The organism is Thermosynechococcus sp. TG215 (assembly GCF_031583455.1).
GTDB lineage: Bacteria > Cyanobacteriota > Cyanobacteriia > Thermosynechococcales > Thermosynechococcaceae > Thermosynechococcus.
Genome location: NZ_CP134178.1, coordinates 1,940,323 through 1,958,324 on the forward strand (window position 1 = coordinate 1,940,323; position 18,002 = coordinate 1,958,324).

An 18,002-nucleotide genomic window follows, 5' to 3' on the forward strand; every position below is an offset into this window, starting at 1 on the left:
CACTAGAAGTGCCAGAGGCCATTGGGGGGAGCATGACTCGCACGGGCTTGGGGTTGCCGCCAAATACACTCCCCTTGTTGCAGCAGTGTGTGGGCATGAATGAGGCAGTTACCGCGATAGAGGGACAATTCAGTGGGAATGGGGTGATCCAGCAAAAACTGACGGCGAAAAGCCACATTATTCAAAAAGTAGCCCGCCGCCGGTTCCATTTGCCTTCCCCCACTGTATTGCGGAAAAATGTCAGTCAGTGCCATAGCTGTGCGGTAAACACCAGCCCCGCGAATCGCAGTTTCCCCAGCCAGCACTAGATACGCTTGGGGAGCATCCCCTGTTTCAAGAGCAGGACTTCATTGGCGGCAGTGGGGGGTAAATCTTGGCTAGCAAGGGACTGGAGGGCACGGTGGAGTCCAGCCATATCCGCATTTGCCAAGTGCTCAGTTTCCAAGATGATGGAGAAGGTGGGCAGAAGTGGCGTGGAGGACATAGACATCTTGCAGAGGTAGCCGTTCTGTGGGTACAACTCCAGTGTTATTCTCCCAAACGCCATAAATGAGCCGCCCAAACCGTAAAGAATTGCAACATGCGCCTTTGTCGGGTTAAGGGGCAGAAGAATTGCCTATAATACTGTGAGCACGCCAATGCTTGAGGGAGTTGACGTTGACCACAACCGTTTTTCAAACCACAAAATCCCAAGAAATTTTTGCCGCTGCCCAAAAACTCATGCCCGGTGGCGTCAGTTCACCCGTGCGTGCCTTCAAGTCCGTCGGCGGCCAGCCCATTGTCTTTGATCACGTCAAGGGTGCCCACATTTGGGATGTAGACGGCAACCAATACATTGACTATGTGGGGTCTTGGGGACCCGCGATCGTCGGCCATGCCCATCCCGAAGTCATTGATGCTCTCCATGCCGCCCTTGAAAAGGGAACCAGCTTTGGCGCCCCCTGCGTGCTTGAGAATATCTTGGCGGAAATGGTGATTGCCGCTGTCCCTAGTGTCGAGATGGTGCGCTTTGTGAATTCTGGCACCGAAGCCTGTATGGCAGTGCTGCGGCTCATGCGTGCCTATACCCAGCGGGAAAAGGTGATCAAGTTTGAAGGCTGCTACCACGGTCATGCCGATATGTTCTTGGTCAAAGCAGGGTCAGGAGTCGCTACATTGGGTTTACCCGATTCTCCCGGCGTGCCGAAAGCAACCACCGCCGCCACATTAACCGCACCCTACAACGATCTCGAAGCGGTCAGTCGCCTCTTTGAACAGTATCCCGATGACATTGCGGGGGTGATCCTTGAACCTGTGGTCGGCAATGCGGGTTTTATTCCGCCAGATGCCGGCTTTCTCGAAGGGCTGCGGGAGCTGACAAAACAGTACGGTGCCCTCTTGGTCTTTGATGAAGTCATGACCGGCTTTCGCATCGCCTATGGTGGTGCTCAGGAAAAATTTGGTGTGACACCAGACCTCACCACCCTCGGAAAAGTGATTGGCGGTGGCCTACCAGTGGGTGCCTATGGCGGTCGCGCTGACATTATGAAGATGGTGGCGCCGGCAGGACCGGTGTATCAAGCGGGTACCCTCTCTGGCAATCCCTTGGCAATGACAGCGGGCATTAAAACCTTGGAAATTCTCAGCCGCCCCGGTAGCTATGAGCAACTGGATCGGATCACAGGCAAGCTGATCCAAGGACTGTTAGAGGCCGCACGGGAATTTGGCCATGAGGTGTGTGGTGGGCACATCAGTGGCATGTTTGGTCTCTTTTTCACCGCTGGTCCGGTGACGAACTATGAGCAAGCCAAGCAGTCCGATTTGAAAAAGTTTGCGGCCTTCCACCGGGGTATGTTGGAGCAGGGGATTTACCTTGCGCCATCCCAGTTTGAAGCGGGCTTTACTTCCCTTGCCCATACAGAGGCGGATATTGAGCGCACCATTGCGGCAGCGCGGACAGTGCTGAGTCAGCTTTGAGCTTTCACCGTCGCGGCAAGGAGCACCACATCCATTAAGTCCGCAAGGTTGAGGCAGGGAAAGACCATGACATCCCCCAATTGATGAATGGCTCGGCTGCTATCTTCGGCCAAGGTAATCATGGGGAGTTTTCGCAGTTTGGGATGATTCTCCAGATCGGCGACCTCGTCAGCGGGCAAATCCCAAATCAGAACATCGGGTTGCCAAATCTCCACCAAGAGATCGGCCTGTTCGAGGTCTTCTGCTTCGAGGAGCCGCAGGTGGGGCAGGCTAATGTCATGGAGGAGGCCGAGGCGGAGTACCGTTTGATTGAGGAGGGGACGCTCAAAAGTCGATTCTTCGACTGGAGCAGCCAATCGCGGGAAACACCAGCGATCGAGGACATCAATCAGCAGGCTGGGATGACTACTCAAGGGCAGCCGTTGCACAAAACCGGTCAAGCCCAAGGGAGTGGCTTCATCGGAGAGGATGATCAACGGAACAGTGGCCGTGAAGGGGCTGGTGGCCAGACTCTCAACCACATCAGCCAAAATGAGACTACTGGCGGGGCGGACAACAATGGCCGTGGGTTGCAGTTGCTCCAGCTTATCCAGCGCTTCAAGGGGATGGCGAGCGACCACATAGCCGTAGTGACTGCGCTGCAATGCGGAAGTCGTGTCCATGATCCACGTGGCATCATTACTGACCAAAAGGATCAATTGAGCCGTAGTGGGTAATTCAGGGGGAAGTTCCTCAGCAAAGGGCAGTAGTACTGTCCACTCACTGGAGTCGTCAGCTTGGGCAATAAAGGAAAGCTCACCATTGTGGAGACGACAGAGTTGGCGGGCGAGCATCAGCCCCATGGTGACTTCGGCGTAGTCCTCGAGGCATTCGTGCAGCAGGCGATCGTGATCCTTGAGGGGAATGCCATGTCCCTCTTCCCACAGTTGCAGCGCCAGCCAATTTTGCCAGCGACTCAGGCGTAGTCCATAGCGATCGCTGGGAAAGAGCATCAGCCACCCCAAGAGATGGGCAAGAATCTGCCGTAGCCGCAGAGCATCGCCGTAGAGGTACACATGGCTCAAGGGCTGATCAATGTGCCACTGCCACTGCCAACCCGGCGGGGTTAGATGGTAAAGATGCTCCGCCAACTCCTGCGATCGCAACCACAAACCCGCCAATTCTACGGTTTCCCATTGCAATTCCAACTCTCGCCAAAGGGCACGGGTGTGGTCCTGCCACGCCTGAATGAGGCGATTCATTTGCCAACCGCTACGCTGGATCAGGGCAAGGTAGTCCTGTTGCTCTGGTAGAGGGTGCTGCCACAAAAGTTGGGTGAGGCTGAGAATCGCCGTTAGGGGATTTTTGAGTTCATGCCCCAAGCTCAGGAGGAGGCGCTTTTGCTGATGGAGGCGCAGTTGGTGCAAGCGGGTGGGGGTCGTCGGATCTGACTCCTGCCGCCGTTGGGCAAAAAATAACCAATAGCGATCGCTCGCCACCGCGACACCGCTTTCTGCCTTCTCCCAGTCCAACGACGTTAAATTCAAGGGAAACGAACACACCTGCCAGAGCGATCGCCCGAAGGGCGCGCTACGCGATCGCGCCTCTAGTGCCTGACAATTCATGCCTTCAAATTTAGGCTGCACCAGTGGCAAGAAATCAGTTAAGTGTTCTGACCAAGCGCGATTTTGCCAAACGACTCTCCCTTGGGCGTTTTGAATTTGTACCGGCAAAGGCAATTCTTCAATCACCTCCAGCCAAGGCAAAGGGGGCTGGCACGCCCAGCGATAGAGCAAGCGTTGCTGATCCAGCAGTCCCAAAAAACAACCCTGTGCATCCACAACCGCAATATAGGCTGGCATCTGGACTTGGCTGCGCAACCACCCCTGAAACTGCAATAGTGTCCACGTTGCGGGTACCACCATCACGGGCGATCGCCAAGAAGCCGTCACACTCCCCACCGCCAAGTCGGCTAACGTCCCTTCCCGCTCCAAACTCAACGCCAACCGCCAGCCCTGCACCACTCCCAAGGGTTTTTGCCCCTCATCCACAATGACGATCGTCTCTGGGAGGGTTTCTTGCCAACGCTGGCACACCTCGCTGAGAGACAAACCTGCCCCCACCGTCATTGCAGGTTCAGTAAAGCTGGCTAGGGAGAGGGAATTCATGGATACAGCCCTTTTTTGCAACGGGGGATACATCAAATAATGAAGTAGGATGCCGTTTTACGCCGGCTTTGCCATTCTTGAGTGTGTTCTGTCCTTGTGAGCAGGGCTGTTGGTCCTAAGCTTGTAATGAAATGGCAACACTCCTCCAGAAAACACTGCCACCACCAGCGAGAAAGTGATAGGATGCTATCAGATGCAAACTCAAGTTCTGAAAGCACGTGGCGCAGTCAACCGCACTAACAATCTGTGGCTTAGTTTACTCGCCCGCTATTGGCCAAGAATTAGTCCGTTTGCACAACTCCGACATCGATGAACTGGTTTACTTTTCCGACGAGAGAGAGTTTTGCACTTACCTAGAGCAGCGGCGCAATAATGTCGCTTGTTTAATTTTAGAATGGGGAGAGGGGACGCCGCAAATCATTACCTATCTTCACCACAGCGCCACACTCCTGCCCGCGATCATTATCTTTCCTGCCGGCACCTCACCCGTTCCGCCGGGGCCGCACTACCACATTGCTGAAAGCATTCTTACCGCTGACAACCTCCACCAGCTCAACCACCAAATTGAGGAAGCCATTACGGGATTTGTCAAACTCTGTCCGGGCTGTGCGGTGCCGCCCCATGTCATGTTTCGCATGCCAGCCCTGAAAGAAAGTAGTAATGTCGATCCGCAGCATCGTCTTTCCCAAAAATTGAAGGAGCGGCTCGGCTACCTAGGGGTCTATTACAAGCGAGACACGGAATTTTTCTTCCGCCGTATGTCCACTGCCGATAAACGCAAGCTGCTGGATGAATTGCGCTCAATTTATCGTACCATTATCCTTGAATACTTTAATACCGATGCCAAAGTTAATGAGCATATTGACGAGTTTGTTAGTAAAGCGTTCTTCGCGGATATTTCTGTTTCCCAAGTGCTAGAGATTCACGTTGAACTCATGGATAACTTTTCCAAGCAACTCAAACTCGAAGGTCGTAGTGAGGACATTTTGCTGGACTATCGCCTGACGCTCATCGATGTCATTGCCCATCTGTGTGAAATGTACCGTCGCTCTATTCCGCGTGAGGTGTAGTTTCTATGGCCCCACTGCGGAAAACCTACGTTCTCAAGCTCTATGTGGCTGGCAACACCGCCAACTCCGTGCGTGCCCTCAAAACCCTCAATAATATTCTTGAAAAAGAATTTAAGGGGGTTTATGCCCTCAAAGTCATTGATGTCCTCAAAAATCCGCAACTGGCCGAGGAGGATAAAATTCTAGCGACCCCGACCCTTGCCAAAGTCTTGCCCCCACCGGTGCGCCGCATCATTGGCGATCTCTCGAATCGCGAAAAGGTGCTCATTGGTCTTGACTTGCTGTATGAAGAAATTGGTGAGCAAGCCGAAGACGATCTTGATTTGGAATGAGACCTTTCTTCCCCTCGGTTTAGAATAACCCTTTGGAAATCCCTTTAAGAGTGCCGACTTAGAACCTCTATGACTGATACACCAGAAAACCAGCCCAGTTCAACGCCGAAGGTGGCTGCCGAAGTCAAAAAAATCCGCACGATGATCGAGGGCTTTGATGACATTAGTCATGGTGGCCTGCCCCAAGGACGCACGACACTCGTCAGTGGTACATCGGGTACCGGCAAGACCCTCTTTGCGGTGCAGTTTCTCTACAACGGCATTACGATTTTCAATGAGCCGGGCATCTTCGTCACCTTTGAAGAGTCTCCCCACGACATTATTAAAAATGCCCTGAGCTTTGGCTGGGATCTCCAAAGTCTCATTGATCAAGGGAAGCTCTTTATCCTTGATGCCTCCCCAGATCCCGATGGCCAAGATGTGGCGGGAGACTTTGATCTATCGGCGCTGATTGAGCGCATCCAGTACGCCATCCGCAAATACAAAGCAACACGGGTTTCCATTGACTCCGTGACAGCCGTCTTTCAGCAATACGATGCGGCCTCGGTGGTGCGGCGGGAAATTTTCCGCTTGGCCTTCCGCCTCAAGCAACTGGGGGTCACCACCATTATGACCACGGAGCGCATTGATGAATATGGCCCAGTGGCACGCTTTGGTGTCGAAGAGTTTGTCTCCGATAATGTGGTGATTTTGCGTAATGTGCTGGAGGGAGAACGGCGGCGGCGCACGGTCGAAATTCTCAAGCTGCGGGGCACCACCCACATGAAGGGGGAATATCCCTTTACGATCAACAACGGTATCAATATCTTCCCCTTGGGGGCAATGCGTCTTACCCAGCGCTCCTCCAATGTGCGGGTGTCTTCGGGGGTCAAGACCCTCGACGAGATGTGTGGCGGCGGTTTCTTCAAGGATTCGATTATTTTGGCCACGGGTGCTACGGGTACTGGCAAGACCCTCTTGGTCAGCAAATTCTTGGAGACGGGCTGCCAACAGGGAGAACGGGCACTGCTGTTTGCCTATGAAGAATCGCGGGCGCAGTTGTCGCGTAACGCATCCTCTTGGGGCATTGATTTTGAGGAGTTAGAACGCCAAGGTCTGCTGCGGATTGTCTGTGCCTATCCAGAATCAGCGGGTCTTGAGGATCACCTGCAAATTATCAAGTCGGAGATTGCAGACTTTAAGCCTTCGCGGGTGGCCATTGACTCCCTATCAGCGCTGGATCGGGGGGTGAGCAATAATGCCTTCCGGCAGTTTGTGATTGGGGTTACAGGCTTTGCCAAGCAGGAGGAGATCACTGGCTTTTTCACTAACACAACGGATCAATTTATGGGGTCGAACTCGATTACGGAGTCCCATATCTCGACCATTACGGACACAATTTTGCTGTTGCAGTATGTGGAAATTCGCGGTGAAATGTCACGGGCGATTAACGTCTTCAAGATGCGTGGTTCTTGGCACGATAAGGGCATTCGTGAGTACGTGATTAGTGAGAAGGGGGCGGAAATTCGCGATTCCTTCCGCAATTTTGAGGGAATTATTAGCGGTACCCCCACCCGTATTGCTGTGGATGAAAAAACTGAGTTGGCACGCATTGTGAAAGAGGTGCAGGATCTAGACAACGAGTAACAGAGAGTCCGTTGCAGAAGGAGGGAGTAGGCGCCAACCCTTGCCTTATAGCCACGTCCTGTTTATGTCCCCCATGTAGGCACGCTGGATGCAACTAAATCAGGTCATTGTCGTTCATAAGGCGGGCGATCGCCAGAGCAAGGAATGGGCGGATCGCGCCTCCCGTCAACTGCAACAGCGTGGCGCCAATGTGCTTGTGGGGCCGAGTGGACCTAAGGACAACCCCTACCCCGTCTTTATGGCCTCGGTAACAGAGCCGATAGATCTGGCCGTTGTTCTGGGGGGAGATGGCACTTCCTTGGCGGCGGCACGGCATCTGGCTGCGGCGGGGGTTCCGATTCTGGCGGTCAATGTGGGGGGGCATTTGGGGTTTTTGACGGAACCATTAGAGCTGTTTCGCGATATGGAGGCGGTTTGGGATCGCCTTGAGCGGGATGAGTACGCCATGCAACAGCGAATGATGCTGCAAGCCCAAGTGTTTGAGGGATCAAAATTGCATCCTGAAGTGGTGGGCGATCGCTACTATGCTCTGAATGAAATGTGCATTAAGCCGGCATCTGCCGATCGCATGATCACCGCCATCCTCGAAATGGAAATTGATGGCGATGTGGTGGATCAGTACCAGGGGGATGGGTTGCTGGTGGCCACCCCCACCGGCTCCACCTGCTATACGGTCGCCGCCAATGGCCCCATTTTGCATCCGGGGATGGAAGCGCTTGTGGTGACGCCGATTTGCCCCTTGAGTCTTTCGAGTCGCCCCATTGTCTTGCCTGCACGCTCGTCAGTGAGCATTTGGCCGTTGGACGATCACAGCCTCAATACTAAACTGTGGATGGATGGCGTACTGGCCACCTCCATCTGGCCGGGACAGCGGGTACAGGTGACGATGGCCGATTGTCAGGCACGCTTTATCCTCCTGCGGGATCACTACTCTTTCTATCAAACGCTACGGGAGAAGTTGGCTTGGGCAGGGGCACGCATTCCTTACCACAACAACCACCGCAATTAGATCACAACCCCATGCTTGCAACGCATCTATAATGGGCGCATTCCTCACGGGTCTTTTGCGATGATTGTCAGTCCCCTTGAACGAGCGGTGCTTGGATCGAGTGCCGAAACGCTTGTTGATCAGCTTCTGGAAATTGGCATTGCCCTTTCCGCGAGCCAATCCCTAGAGGAACTACTGCATCTCATTCTCACGAAAAGTCGCCAAATTACCGCTAGCGATGCCGGCACAATTTTTCTAGTTCAGGGCGAACGGGCAGTTCTGGAATTTAAGGCGGCTCAAAATGATAGTGTTGCTCTCCCTGAGCAGGTACAGGACACTACAGTCCCCCTCACCCCTGATAGCTTGGTGGGCTATGCCGCCCTCACGGGGGAATCCCTGAATATTCCCGATGTGTATGCCCTAGCGGGAAACGAGCTGTACCAATTCAATCGTTCTTTTGATGAAGCCCTGCGCTATCGAACCTGCTCGGTGCTGGTGGTGCCGATGCAAAATGTCAGTGGTGAGGTGATTGGCGTTCTGCAACTGATTAACCGCAAGCGATCGCCCGACACCCTGCTGACGCCAGAAACCACTGTGGCTCTCACCCAACCCTATAGCCCTTGGGAAGAACACATTGTGCGATCGCTGGCCAGTCAGGCGGCTGTGATTATTGAGCGCAACCATCTCCTAGAAAGTATTGAACAGCTCTTTGAGGGCTTTGTCACCGCCTCAGTACAAGCAATTGAGGTGCGGGATCCCACCACGGCGGGACATTCGGAACGGGTGGCAGCACTGACAGTACGCCTAGCGGAGATCACCCATGCAACCTCAAGGGGGGTCTTTCGGGAAGTCTCCTTTAGCGATCGCCAACTGCAAGAGATTCGCTATGCAGCGCTGCTCCATGATTTTGGTAAGGTGGCCGTCCCTGAAGCCATTCTCAACAAGCAAAAGAAATTTTTCCCTGAGCAACTGGAGGTGATTCGCCAACGGTTTGCCCTTGTGCGCCGCACCCTAGAAATGGAAACGGCTCAAGCCAAGGTGAACTATCTCCTGTGCCATCCCCACACGGTTCATAGCCCAGAACAGGCCTGTCACCACTGCGCCTTTTTACGGCACCTCGATCAGGAACTCCGCCAACAACTGCTCACCCTCGAAGTCTATTGGCAGTTGCTCGAGCAGGCCAATGAGCCGCAAATTCTTGATGAAGAGCCCCTTGCCCGCCTTCAGGAATTAACCCAGTTTTATTACCGCGGCATTGATGGGCAACTCCATCCCCTGATTACGGCCAGCGAACTCGAGCAACTCTTGGTGCGGCGAGGGAATCTTACCCAACAGGAGCGGCGGCTCATTGAAGCCCACGTGACCTATACCTACCAATTTCTCTCTCGCATTCCCTGGACACCCCACCTAAAAAATGTGCCGATCATTGCCTATGGTCACCATGAGCGATTGAATGGCAGTGGCTACCCGCGAGGTATTGGGGCGGCGGAGATTCCTTTGCAAACCCAGATGCTGGCGATCGCCGATATTTACGATGCCCTGACGGCCAAGGATCGCCCCTACAAAAAGAGCCTACCCGTGGATGCGGCCCTAGAGATTCTGTGGCAGGAGGCCAAGGAATTTAAGATTAATCCCGATCTCGTTGAACTCTTTGAGCAACAGGAGGTCTTTCGGGTGCTGGGGCACCAGCGCTAGGGTTGATGGGGAGACGATCGCAAAAAGGAGACTTTCCAAAGCGTAGCCGCCAGCCAATTAGTACAGGTATGGGCGACGATCGCTAGGAGTAAATTATTCATTGCGACGGCACTATAGGCAAACAGCCCGCCCACAATGGTTGCCCACAGGGCATAGGGCCACTGCTGCCGCGATCCAGCGTGCAAAATACCAAAGCACACCGAGCTACCGATGATCCCTGCCCAGTTGAGACCCAAGCTTGGTAGGAGCACCCCGCGAAAGAGCAGCTCTTCACTGAGGCCGGGCAGAATGCCAATCCAAAATAAATCAGGCCACAGCAGCGGTGAAAGTACCAGTTTCAGGTAGGTATCCGACGCATGGCGGTAGGCGGGCCAGAGCCGATACAAAATAGCCCCCATCCCCGTAATTCCTAAGCAGAGGACAATCCCTAAAACCACTGCCCAACCATCCCAGCGCAGCGGCAGAAGTCCCGCGGAAAAGGGGGTCAATAACCACACCCGCGCCAAAATCAGCCACAGGATGGCCGTCAACGCCATGGCCACTAAGACCTGCGTACGACTCAGAGGCTCATCGGGCAGGGGGGACTCCTCCATAGGCCTACGCTTTCTGGAATTGACCAAATTGGAAGTTATAGACCTCTTCCTCTTTTTCAGAGATGAGTTTGAGATCTGAACAGGGGCGAGCCACACAGAGGAGCACATAACCTTTTTCCCGCAGTTCGGGACTCAGCCCCATGGCATCGCCGTGATCAACGGTACCCTCTTGAATTTGGGCGGCACAGGTAGTGCACACTCCCGCATTACAGGAACTGGGGAGATCAATGCCAGCAGCGGTGGCCGATCGCAGGATCGGTTTATCGGCACTGGCTTCAAACGTGTAGGTTTGTCCTTGGTGCAGGATCTCAACACGAAAGGTTTGGGTCATTCTTGCAGTGAGCTATGACGCAACATCTTTCCTATTATCCCCCTAATCCTCGCGATCGCTGGTTTCCTCTAGTGCGGACTTTAGCCAGCGGCTCAAAGGTTCAGGGATGGCGACCCGTTGGCGTTCTTGCAGGCAAATGTGTTGTGTCTGGGCAATGGCCACGCGATCGCCCCCCGCATTGTAGAGCGTATAGGTGAGTTGAAAACGGCTGTGATCCAGTCTTTGGGGGTCAATGGTCACCCGCAGGCGATCGCCACAGTAGAGGGGCTGAAGACAACGCACCTGCGCCTCCGTAATCGGCACAATCAGGCCATTGTTGCTAAAAAATTGCCGCAGATCCACCCCCAACTGGGCAAGGACATCCTCATAGGCCTCATGGCAAAACCGCAGCAGATTAGCAAAGTAAACTACCCCAGCGGCATCCGTGTCAGCAAAATGAACCGTGCGCTCATAGTCGCGAAGGGGTGTTGTATTCATTGACGACCATCCCATAGGGTTGCCCAACACAAGTCATACGCAAAAACGCACCACAGCCTTTATTGTTAATGTAGAGTACAGCCCTTCTGCAAGCTATTGGGGTACGGGACGAATGAGGAACAAAGGCAGTTCTGATCTGCGACTTCTTTTAAGCACGCTGGTGATCAGCGGCTTGGTCGCAGGACTGGCCTATTGGCAACTCAGTCAACGCTGGACACCCTCCCCCGATCAGAACAGTGCAACCACCACCTCTAAGTGGCAAAAAATTGCCCTCGCTACGACGCTGCGCGGCCATCAAGATGAAGTGAACGCGATCGCCCTTAGTCCCGATGGCAATTTACTCGTCAGTGGTGGCGACGATCGCAAGCTGTATTTTTGGAATTTGGCTACGGGAACTGCCCTCGGACAAGCCACCGGTCACACCGATTGGATCTACGCCCTTGTGATCACGCCCGATGGTCAAACCGTAATTAGCGGCAGCAAAGACAAAACCATCAAACTCTGGGGTGTGAGCGATCGCCAGCTCCAAGCCACCCTCACTGGCCACCAAGATTTTGTAAATGGCTTAGCCCTCAGTCCCGATGGCCGCACCCTTGCCAGTGCCAGCTATGATCACACCGTCAAACTGTGGGATCTCCCTAGCCGTCAGGAAATCACTACCCTAAAAGGCAATGAGGGCATCATGCTCAGCGTTGCCATTAGTCGCGATGGGCGTTTTTTAGCCACTGGCGGAGTGGATAAGCTGATCCGCATTTGGGATTTGCCCTCGCGCCGCCTCCTGCGCACCCTCGAAGGACACACTAGCGATGTCAATAGCCTCGCCTTCACCCCCGACAGCAGCCAACTAGTGAGCGGCAGCGACAAAGACGGGATCAAAGTCTGGAACTTGGCCACAGGAGAACTTCAGCATCAGTTTGGCACCGAAGGTGGGCAAGTCTTTAGTGTGGCGGTGAGTCCCGATGGCAGCACCATTGCTAGTGGCCACGGCGATCAAACCGTCAAACTTTGGTCCCTCTCTGGTCAGCCATTGCGTACCCTCAAAGGCCACTCTGGTGCCGTGTACAGTGTCGTCTTTGGTCAGGATCAACTGATCTCCGCCAGTGAAGACAGCACCATTAAGGTGTGGCGCCTCTTTCCCGGAAGCTCATAGAGAACTTATATGTCTCAACTGCGAAGCAAAAAAAACGGCTAAGATGCCCAAGAATCTTAGCCACGGAGAACAACGGCTTGAATCTTCTTTAGCCAACACTCCCCTCGAGCTTCAGGCTCAGCAGGCGATCGGCCTCGACCGCGAATTCCATCGGCAACTGGTTAAAGACATCGCGACAGAAGCCACTAATCATCATTGAGACCGCATCTTCGGTAGAAATGCCCCGCTGGGCAAAGTAGAAAAGTTGATCCTCACCAATTTTTGAGGTTGAGGCCTCATGCTCCACCTGTGCCGTGGGGTTTTGCACCTGAATATAGGGGAAGGTATTGGCGGCTGCCGTATCACCAATGAGCATCGAATCGCATTGGGAATAGTTGCGTGCTCCCGTGGCCTTCGGCCCAATTTTCACCAAGCCGCGATAGCTATTTTGGGAGTGCCCTGCCGAGATCCCCTTGGAGACAATCGTGCTGCGGGTATTTTTGCCAATGTGGATCATCTTGGTCCCTGTGTCCGCCTGCTGGTAATGATTGGTGAGGGCAACGGAGTAGAATTCACCCACGGAATTATCCCCCACCAAGACACAACTGGGGTACTTCCAAGTAATGGCTGAACCTGTTTCCACCTGTGTCCAAGAAATCTTGGAATTGCGGCCAAGGCAGAGTCCACGCTTGGTCACAAAGTTATAGATGCCCCCCTTGCCGTTTTCATCGCCAGCGTACCAGTTTTGCACCGTGGAGTATTTGATTTCGGCATTGTCAAGGGCCACCAGTTCTACGACTGCTGCGTGGAGTTGATTGGTATCGAACATGGGAGCAGTACAGCCTTCAAGGTAGCTCACATAGCTGCCCTCATCAGCAATAATCAGCGTGCGCTCAAACTGCCCCGACTCCCCATTGTTAATGCGGAAATAGGTGGATAGCTCCATCGGACAGCGGGTGTTCTTGGGAATATAGACAAAAGAGCCATCGGAAAAGACGGCGGAGTTCAAAGCAGCATAGAAGTTATCGCCAATGGGGACAACGCTGCCCAAGTATTTCTGCACCAACTCGGGATATTCGTGGAGCGCTTCAGAAATGGAGCAGAAAATGATCCCCTGCTTGGCCAACTCTTCACGGAATGTGGTGGCCACTGACACGCTATCGAAAATGGCATCTACGGCCACATTGCTCAGCCGCTTTTGCTCTGAAAGGGGAATCCCCAGTTTCTCAAAGGTTTCCAGCAGGACGGGATCCACTTCATCCAAGCTCTTCAGCTTTTCCTTTTGTTTTGGAGCCGAATAATAGACAATGTCTTGGTAGTTGATGGGGGGATAGCTCACCCGTGGCCATGTGGGTTCGCTCATCTTCAGCCATTGGCGATAGGCCCGCAGGCGAAACTCCAGCATGAACTCTGGCTCGTTCTTTTTGGCAGAGATGAGGCGGATAATGTCCTCGTTGAGACCTCGGGGAATGGTTTCCGTCTCAATTTGGGTGACAAAGCCGTATTTATAGGGCTGATTGACGAGGGATTGTACCGTTGCCGACATCGAGTGTTCTCTTGGGTGAAGGAATGGCCAAAATTTAGAGTATATTAAGCAACAAGATGGTTGCTTTATCTCTAGGACTAATTTAGCAACAAAACGGTTGTTTTAGTCAAGGGGGCGTTGCGTGACGCTCACATCAGATACTAAACAGGACATCTTACACTGCCTTCTCCGCGACGGTCACCTCAGTGCCCAGGAGTTGGCGGCACAACTGGCGATTAGTCCGCAAGCGGTGCGGCGGCACCTCAAGGATCTAGAGGCGGAGCAACTAGTGACCTATGAAGTCCTGTCGGGTACGGTGGGGCGTCCCCAATACCGTTACACGATTAGCGAGGCGGGACGAGAGGAACTACGGCAACTGCAACTGCGGCAACAGTCGAGTCAGACAAAGGGCTTTGCCGTTGAACTCTTGGAATCCGTAGCAGCAACCCTGGGCCCCGAGCAGATGCAGGACGTATTGCAGGCAGCTTGGCAGCGCAAGGCATTGGCCTATCGCGAGCAAATGGGAAGCGGTACGTTGGCGGAACGCTTGGCACGACTGGTGGCCCTGCGGCGACAGGAAGGGTATATGGCAGAGTTTTACCCCGTAAGTGAGCCTCAAGGTGCCTATCTCTTTACGGAATACAATTGTGCAATTTCCGCGGTTGCCCAGTCTTTTCCCACCGTCTGTAATCATGAGTTAGAGATGTTTGCGATCGCCCTTGGGGATTGTGCTGTGGAGCGCACCCATTGGCTTGTGGATGGTGAACATCGCTGTGGTTACCTGATTCGTCCTCTGAAGTAGCATGGCCTTTTGTCCGCCCACGTTTGTCCAGCAGAGCTTTAGCACCAGCAGTGGCCGTATGGTCTATTACACCCCCAGCGATCGCTACTGGGGTCAGGTGCAATCTCGCCCTCCCCTGGTCTTTCTCCACAGCTTGGGGGGTGGGTCTAGCCACTACGAGTGGTCGCAGGTGTATCCTGCCTTTGCGGCTCGCTACCGCGTTATTGCTCCGGATCTCATTGGTTGGGGGGAGTCGGATCACCCTGCCCGCGACTACAGCACTAGTGATTACTGGCTAATGATTGCTGAACTATTGCGGATGCTGGGTTCCCCTGTGCCGGTGGTTGCCTCCTCCCTAACGGCGGGCATTGTGGTGCGCTTGGCGATTCAGCAACCCCATCTTTTTGAGCGTTTGTGTCTGGTCTGCCCCAGTGGATTCAATGACTTTGGTGAAGATCAAGGACAGGCGATCGCCAATGCCCTGCTGAGGGTGCCGATTCTTGATCGCCTCATTTACACCGTTGCTGCTGCTAACCCCTTGGCGGTGCGCAACTTCCTCACCCAATTTATTTTTGCCGATCCGCAGCGGCTACGCTCGGAAACTGTTGAAGCCTACTTGGATGCCGCCTGTCGTCCCAATGCCGAATGGGCAGCTCTGGCCACCCTGAAGGGAAATCTCTCCTTTGATCTCAGCCAGTATTTACCCCAGTTAACGATCTCCACCGTGATCCTCTGGGGAGAAAAGGCCAAGCTCACGCCCCTTTCTCTAGGTGAGCGACTCTATGCCACCGCCCGCGATCGCCTGCAAGCATTCCATGTGATCCCCAACGCAGGGGTCTTACCCCATCTGGAGCAACCCGAATGGGTGATCTACAGCCTGCGGCGCGATTTCTTGCTTTAAGTTGTTCCCGATACAGGTATCCTAGAAGTATTGCTTGAAGTATTGGTGCAATGGCAGAAATTCAATTTATCCGTGGCGTTGATGAAGAAGTGGTTCCCGATGTGCGTTTGACGCGGGCACGGGATGGCAGCAGTGGTCAAGCCATGTTTTACTTTGATAACCCGAAAATCGTCCAAGAGGGCAATTTGGAGATCACGGGGATGTACATGGTGGACGAAGAAGGCGAAATTGTTACCCGTGATGTCAATGCCAAGTTCATTAACGGCCAGCCCGTTGCCATTGAGGCCACCTACACGATGCGCAGCCCCCAAGAGTGGGATCGCTTTATTCGCTTTATGGATCGCTACGCTGCCAGCCATGGCCTTGGCTTCCAGAAGTCCTAACCAGTCTTAAATTGATCGGGTGCCGATTCAAAAAGATTGTGCTAGCTTAAAGTTACGATGCCTTTTTTGTCTTTATTCAGGACACAGGGCATCTGCAAGTTCTATAGCGATACAGTAGGGACATCAATGGATTATCTAGAGAGCCTGCTTGACACCCTCAAATCGTGGTTAAAAAAACTGTTGGAACTTCTAGGTGGCGCCGATCCCACCCCTGAGCTGGAGCCAATTCCGATTCCCGTGCGCGATCGCCGATAGAGCGACAGCATTCAACACCATTGAGTCAGTTTTGAACGGTTAGGTTAAGCTTGGCCTTTCATATTTTGGTGCTTCATGGCCCCAATCTAAATCTGTTAGGGCAACGGGAGCCGGGGATTTATGGGGTTGTGACACTAGCGAGCATCAACCAATCTTTGGCAGCCTTGGCGCAGGAGTTAGGGGTAACCATTGAGTGCCTCCAATCCAATCATGAAGGGGTTTTGGTGGATGCCATTCACAGGGCAATGGGGCGTGCCCAAGGCCTTTTGATTAACCCCGCAGCCTATACCCACACCAGCGTAGCTCTACGAGATGCGATTGCTGCGGTTGCCCTGCCCACTGTGGAAGTTCACCTGAGTAACATTCATCAACGGGAAACTTTTCGCCATCATTCCTACATTGCGCCGGTGGCGATCGGTCAAATTGCTGGCTTTGGTGCTGATAGTTATTTGTTGGGGTTACGGGCACTGGTCAATTATTTACAAGCAAAAGGCTAATTCTCAGCGGGGGGGGCGATCGCCAGCGGTGTTCCCAACTGTCGTGCCAGCCAAAATTCCAGATTGCGTACCCAAGATTTACCATCAAGGCGCTTGACAAGAACGGGTTGCACCAAGATCGTGAACATCCCCAAGCGATTGCCCACGAGAATATCCGTAAACAGGCGATCGCCCACCATGGCCACCTGATCATAGGGCAAATTCATGGCTTGCACGGCCTGACGAATCTTACGCCGCGAGGGCTTGCCTGCCCCCATCAAAAAGGGTAACTCCACCTGCTGGGCAATACGTTCAATGCGGCGATGGTTCAAGTTATTGCTCACTAGCCAGATCGGCATCTGATGCTTGATCTCCAGTAGCCACGCCAGAATTTTCGGCGGCAGATCTTCATCCCACGTGGGGAGGAGCGTATCATCCACATCCAGCACCATGCCCCGCAGATGATATTTTTCCAACAGACTGGGGTGCAACTGTTCAATGGTGCTTTCAAGAATTAAATCCGGTTGCAGCAGTGCTGCTAGAGACCCAGTGGCCATTGAAAACGCAAATAACAAAGAAGAAGCTTCTGCCAGACTATCACGATCCTAGGGGAGAGTGGGAACTGCAAAAATCTTTCCTAGCGTTACTCCAATCACAAAGGATATGCTACCATCTGAGAGAATGCCGCGTGTCAACGGATATGGCGAAGGTTCTGGTACTCAATGCCTCCTATGAACCACTCAATATTACGAGTTGGCAACGGGCAGTTGTCCTTTTAATCAAGGGCAAGGCGGAGCAAGTCGAGCACAACGGCAAGATGGTTTACAACAATTTTCCCTTGCCGACCGTCATTCGCCTGCGGCATTATGTCGTCACTCCCTACAAAGAAATTCCCCTTACTCGCCGCAATATCCTGCATCGAGATGGCCATTCTTGCCAATACTGTGGCTATACCGGGGATGAGCTCACCCTTGATCACGTCATCCCCAAATCGCGAGGGGGAGGGGACACTTGGGAAAATATTGTGACCGCTTGTGTGCGCTGTAATGTCAAGAAGGGGAATCGCACCCCAAAAGAGGCCAATATGCCCCTACGGCAAACACCGCGGCGCCCCATTAGTAGTTTGTACTTTGAGGTTACAAAGCACGTGCGCACGGGTACTCACCAAGAATGGCGTAAGTATGTTATTGGTGCCTAGTTTTTTCCACTCCATTGAATCCTGAGGGGAAAAGTGGCGGCCTCTCTCTGCAAAAGCCTTACCGAGACCTTTGGCAAGAATCAGTGGCTAGCAAGGGAGAAGTGAGGCGATCGCGTATTCTAGTATCGTAGGGAAGAAG

General features: G+C 53.5%; 21 protein-coding genes. 13 read left to right on the forward strand and 8 right to left on the reverse strand.

Going from position 1 to position 18,002, the window contains the following annotated elements:
- Window positions 1–2: 2 nt before the first annotated feature.
- Both RHJ02_RS09490 and RHJ02_RS09495 read right to left on the reverse strand, forming a co-directional pair.
- Window positions 3–209: a hypothetical protein gene (locus tag RHJ02_RS09490; protein WP_310742963.1), complete on the reverse strand. Its 207-nt coding sequence runs from the start codon at window positions 207–209 to the stop codon at window positions 3–5.
- Between the two features lie 95 nt (window positions 210–304).
- Window positions 305–484 carry a hypothetical protein gene (locus tag RHJ02_RS09495; RefSeq protein WP_206199958.1) on the reverse strand — a complete coding sequence of 60 codons (180 nt, stop codon included), beginning with the start codon at window positions 482–484 and terminating at the stop codon, window positions 305–307.
- A gap of 236 nt (window positions 485–720) precedes the next feature.
- Between RHJ02_RS09495 and hemL the strand changes: the two genes are divergently transcribed.
- Window positions 721–1,956 carry a glutamate-1-semialdehyde 2,1-aminomutase gene (gene hemL / locus RHJ02_RS09500; RefSeq protein WP_315862931.1) on the forward strand — a complete coding sequence of 412 codons (1,236 nt, stop codon included), beginning with the start codon at window positions 721–723 and terminating at the stop codon, window positions 1,954–1,956.
- Here the strand turns inward: hemL and RHJ02_RS09505 are convergent.
- Window positions 1,947–4,103: a HAMP domain-containing sensor histidine kinase gene (locus RHJ02_RS09505; protein WP_206199960.1), complete on the reverse strand. Its 2,157-nt coding sequence runs from the start codon at window positions 4,101–4,103 to the stop codon at window positions 1,947–1,949. The two genes, hemL and RHJ02_RS09505, sit on opposite strands and share 10 nt — an antisense overlap.
- A 218-nt stretch (window positions 4,104–4,321) precedes the next feature.
- Here RHJ02_RS09505 and RHJ02_RS09510 point away from each other — a divergent pair, with 218 nt between their 5' ends.
- From RHJ02_RS09510 to RHJ02_RS09530, 5 genes are all read left to right on the forward strand, one after another.
- The gene (locus RHJ02_RS09510; protein WP_206199961.1) at window positions 4,322–5,173 is read left to right on the forward strand and encodes a circadian clock protein KaiA; all 852 of its coding nucleotides are present in this window, start codon (window positions 4,322–4,324) and stop codon (window positions 5,171–5,173) included.
- A gap of 5 nt (window positions 5,174–5,178) precedes the next feature.
- Window positions 5,179–5,505 carry a circadian clock protein KaiB gene (gene kaiB, locus RHJ02_RS09515; protein ID WP_206199962.1) on the forward strand — a complete coding sequence of 109 codons (327 nt, stop codon included), beginning with the start codon at window positions 5,179–5,181 and terminating at the stop codon, window positions 5,503–5,505.
- 69 nt (window positions 5,506–5,574) lie between these two features.
- A complete protein-coding gene (kaiC, locus tag RHJ02_RS09520; RefSeq protein WP_206199963.1) occupies window positions 5,575–7,131 on the forward strand; it encodes a circadian clock protein KaiC in 1,557 nt (518 codons plus the stop codon).
- Between the two features lie 88 nt (window positions 7,132–7,219).
- Entirely contained in the window at window positions 7,220–8,140 is a 921-nt protein-coding gene (locus RHJ02_RS09525; protein WP_206199964.1) for an NAD(+) kinase, read from the forward strand.
- Window positions 8,141–8,200: 60 nt separating this feature from the next.
- Entirely contained in the window at window positions 8,201–9,814 is a 1,614-nt protein-coding gene (locus RHJ02_RS09530; protein WP_310743722.1) for an HD domain-containing phosphohydrolase, read from the forward strand.
- On the opposite strand, the gene RHJ02_RS09535 is transcribed toward RHJ02_RS09530, so the two are convergent.
- The 3 genes from RHJ02_RS09535 to RHJ02_RS09545 are packed head-to-tail and all read right to left on the reverse strand — an operon-like array spanning window position 9,811 to window position 11,215.
- Window positions 9,811–10,407 (reverse strand): CPBP family intramembrane glutamic endopeptidase, encoded by a 597-nt coding sequence (locus RHJ02_RS09535; RefSeq protein WP_206199966.1) that lies wholly within the window; start codon window positions 10,405–10,407, stop codon window positions 9,811–9,813. The two genes, RHJ02_RS09530 and RHJ02_RS09535, sit on opposite strands and share 4 nt — an antisense overlap.
- Window positions 10,408–10,411: 4 nt before the next feature.
- Window positions 10,412–10,738, reverse strand: a complete 327-nt coding sequence (locus RHJ02_RS09540) for a 2Fe-2S iron-sulfur cluster-binding protein (RefSeq protein WP_149818908.1) — start codon at window positions 10,736–10,738, stop codon at window positions 10,412–10,414.
- Between the two features lie 42 nt (window positions 10,739–10,780).
- Window positions 10,781–11,215: a thioesterase family protein gene (locus tag RHJ02_RS09545; protein ID WP_302678168.1), complete on the reverse strand. Its 435-nt coding sequence runs from the start codon at window positions 11,213–11,215 to the stop codon at window positions 10,781–10,783.
- Between the two features lie 112 nt (window positions 11,216–11,327).
- Here RHJ02_RS09545 and RHJ02_RS09550 point away from each other — a divergent pair, with 112 nt between their 5' ends.
- A complete protein-coding gene (locus RHJ02_RS09550) occupies window positions 11,328–12,365 on the forward strand; it encodes a WD40 repeat domain-containing protein (RefSeq protein WP_310800171.1) in 1,038 nt (345 codons plus the stop codon).
- 88 nt (window positions 12,366–12,453) lie between these two features.
- On the opposite strand, the gene sufB is transcribed toward RHJ02_RS09550, so the two are convergent.
- Window positions 12,454–13,890: a Fe-S cluster assembly protein SufB gene (gene sufB, locus RHJ02_RS09555; protein ID WP_206199969.1), complete on the reverse strand. Its 1,437-nt coding sequence runs from the start codon at window positions 13,888–13,890 to the stop codon at window positions 12,454–12,456.
- 121 nt (window positions 13,891–14,011) lie between these two features.
- Between sufB and sufR the strand changes: the two genes are divergently transcribed.
- From sufR to aroQ, 5 genes are all read left to right on the forward strand, one after another.
- Window positions 14,012–14,671 (forward strand): iron-sulfur cluster biosynthesis transcriptional regulator SufR, encoded by a 660-nt coding sequence (gene sufR / locus RHJ02_RS09560; RefSeq protein WP_149818916.1) that lies wholly within the window; start codon window positions 14,012–14,014, stop codon window positions 14,669–14,671.
- A gap of 1 nt (window position 14,672) precedes the next feature.
- Window positions 14,673–15,551 (forward strand): alpha/beta hydrolase, encoded by an 879-nt coding sequence (locus RHJ02_RS09565; RefSeq protein ID WP_310742967.1) that lies wholly within the window; start codon window positions 14,673–14,675, stop codon window positions 15,549–15,551.
- A gap of 50 nt (window positions 15,552–15,601) precedes the next feature.
- Complete coding sequence (psb28, locus tag RHJ02_RS09570) at window positions 15,602–15,934, forward strand: photosystem II reaction center protein Psb28 (RefSeq protein WP_149818920.1); 333 nt, start codon at window positions 15,602–15,604, stop codon at window positions 15,932–15,934.
- Between the two features lie 126 nt (window positions 15,935–16,060).
- Window positions 16,061–16,189 (forward strand): hypothetical protein, encoded by a 129-nt coding sequence (locus tag RHJ02_RS09575; protein ID WP_255451719.1) that lies wholly within the window; start codon window positions 16,061–16,063, stop codon window positions 16,187–16,189.
- A gap of 50 nt (window positions 16,190–16,239) precedes the next feature.
- Window positions 16,240–16,686 carry a type II 3-dehydroquinate dehydratase gene (gene aroQ / locus RHJ02_RS09580; protein WP_310744491.1) on the forward strand — a complete coding sequence of 149 codons (447 nt, stop codon included), beginning with the start codon at window positions 16,240–16,242 and terminating at the stop codon, window positions 16,684–16,686.
- On the opposite strand, the gene RHJ02_RS09585 is transcribed toward aroQ, so the two are convergent.
- Window positions 16,683–17,222 (reverse strand): YqeG family HAD IIIA-type phosphatase, encoded by a 540-nt coding sequence (locus RHJ02_RS09585; RefSeq protein WP_206199971.1) that lies wholly within the window; start codon window positions 17,220–17,222, stop codon window positions 16,683–16,685. The genes aroQ and RHJ02_RS09585 overlap by 4 nt on opposite strands.
- 143 nt (window positions 17,223–17,365) lie before the next feature.
- Between RHJ02_RS09585 and RHJ02_RS09590 the strand changes: the two genes are divergently transcribed.
- Complete coding sequence (locus tag RHJ02_RS09590) at window positions 17,366–17,863, forward strand: HNH endonuclease (protein ID WP_206199972.1); 498 nt, start codon at window positions 17,366–17,368, stop codon at window positions 17,861–17,863.
- Window positions 17,864–18,002 lie beyond the last annotated feature (139 nt).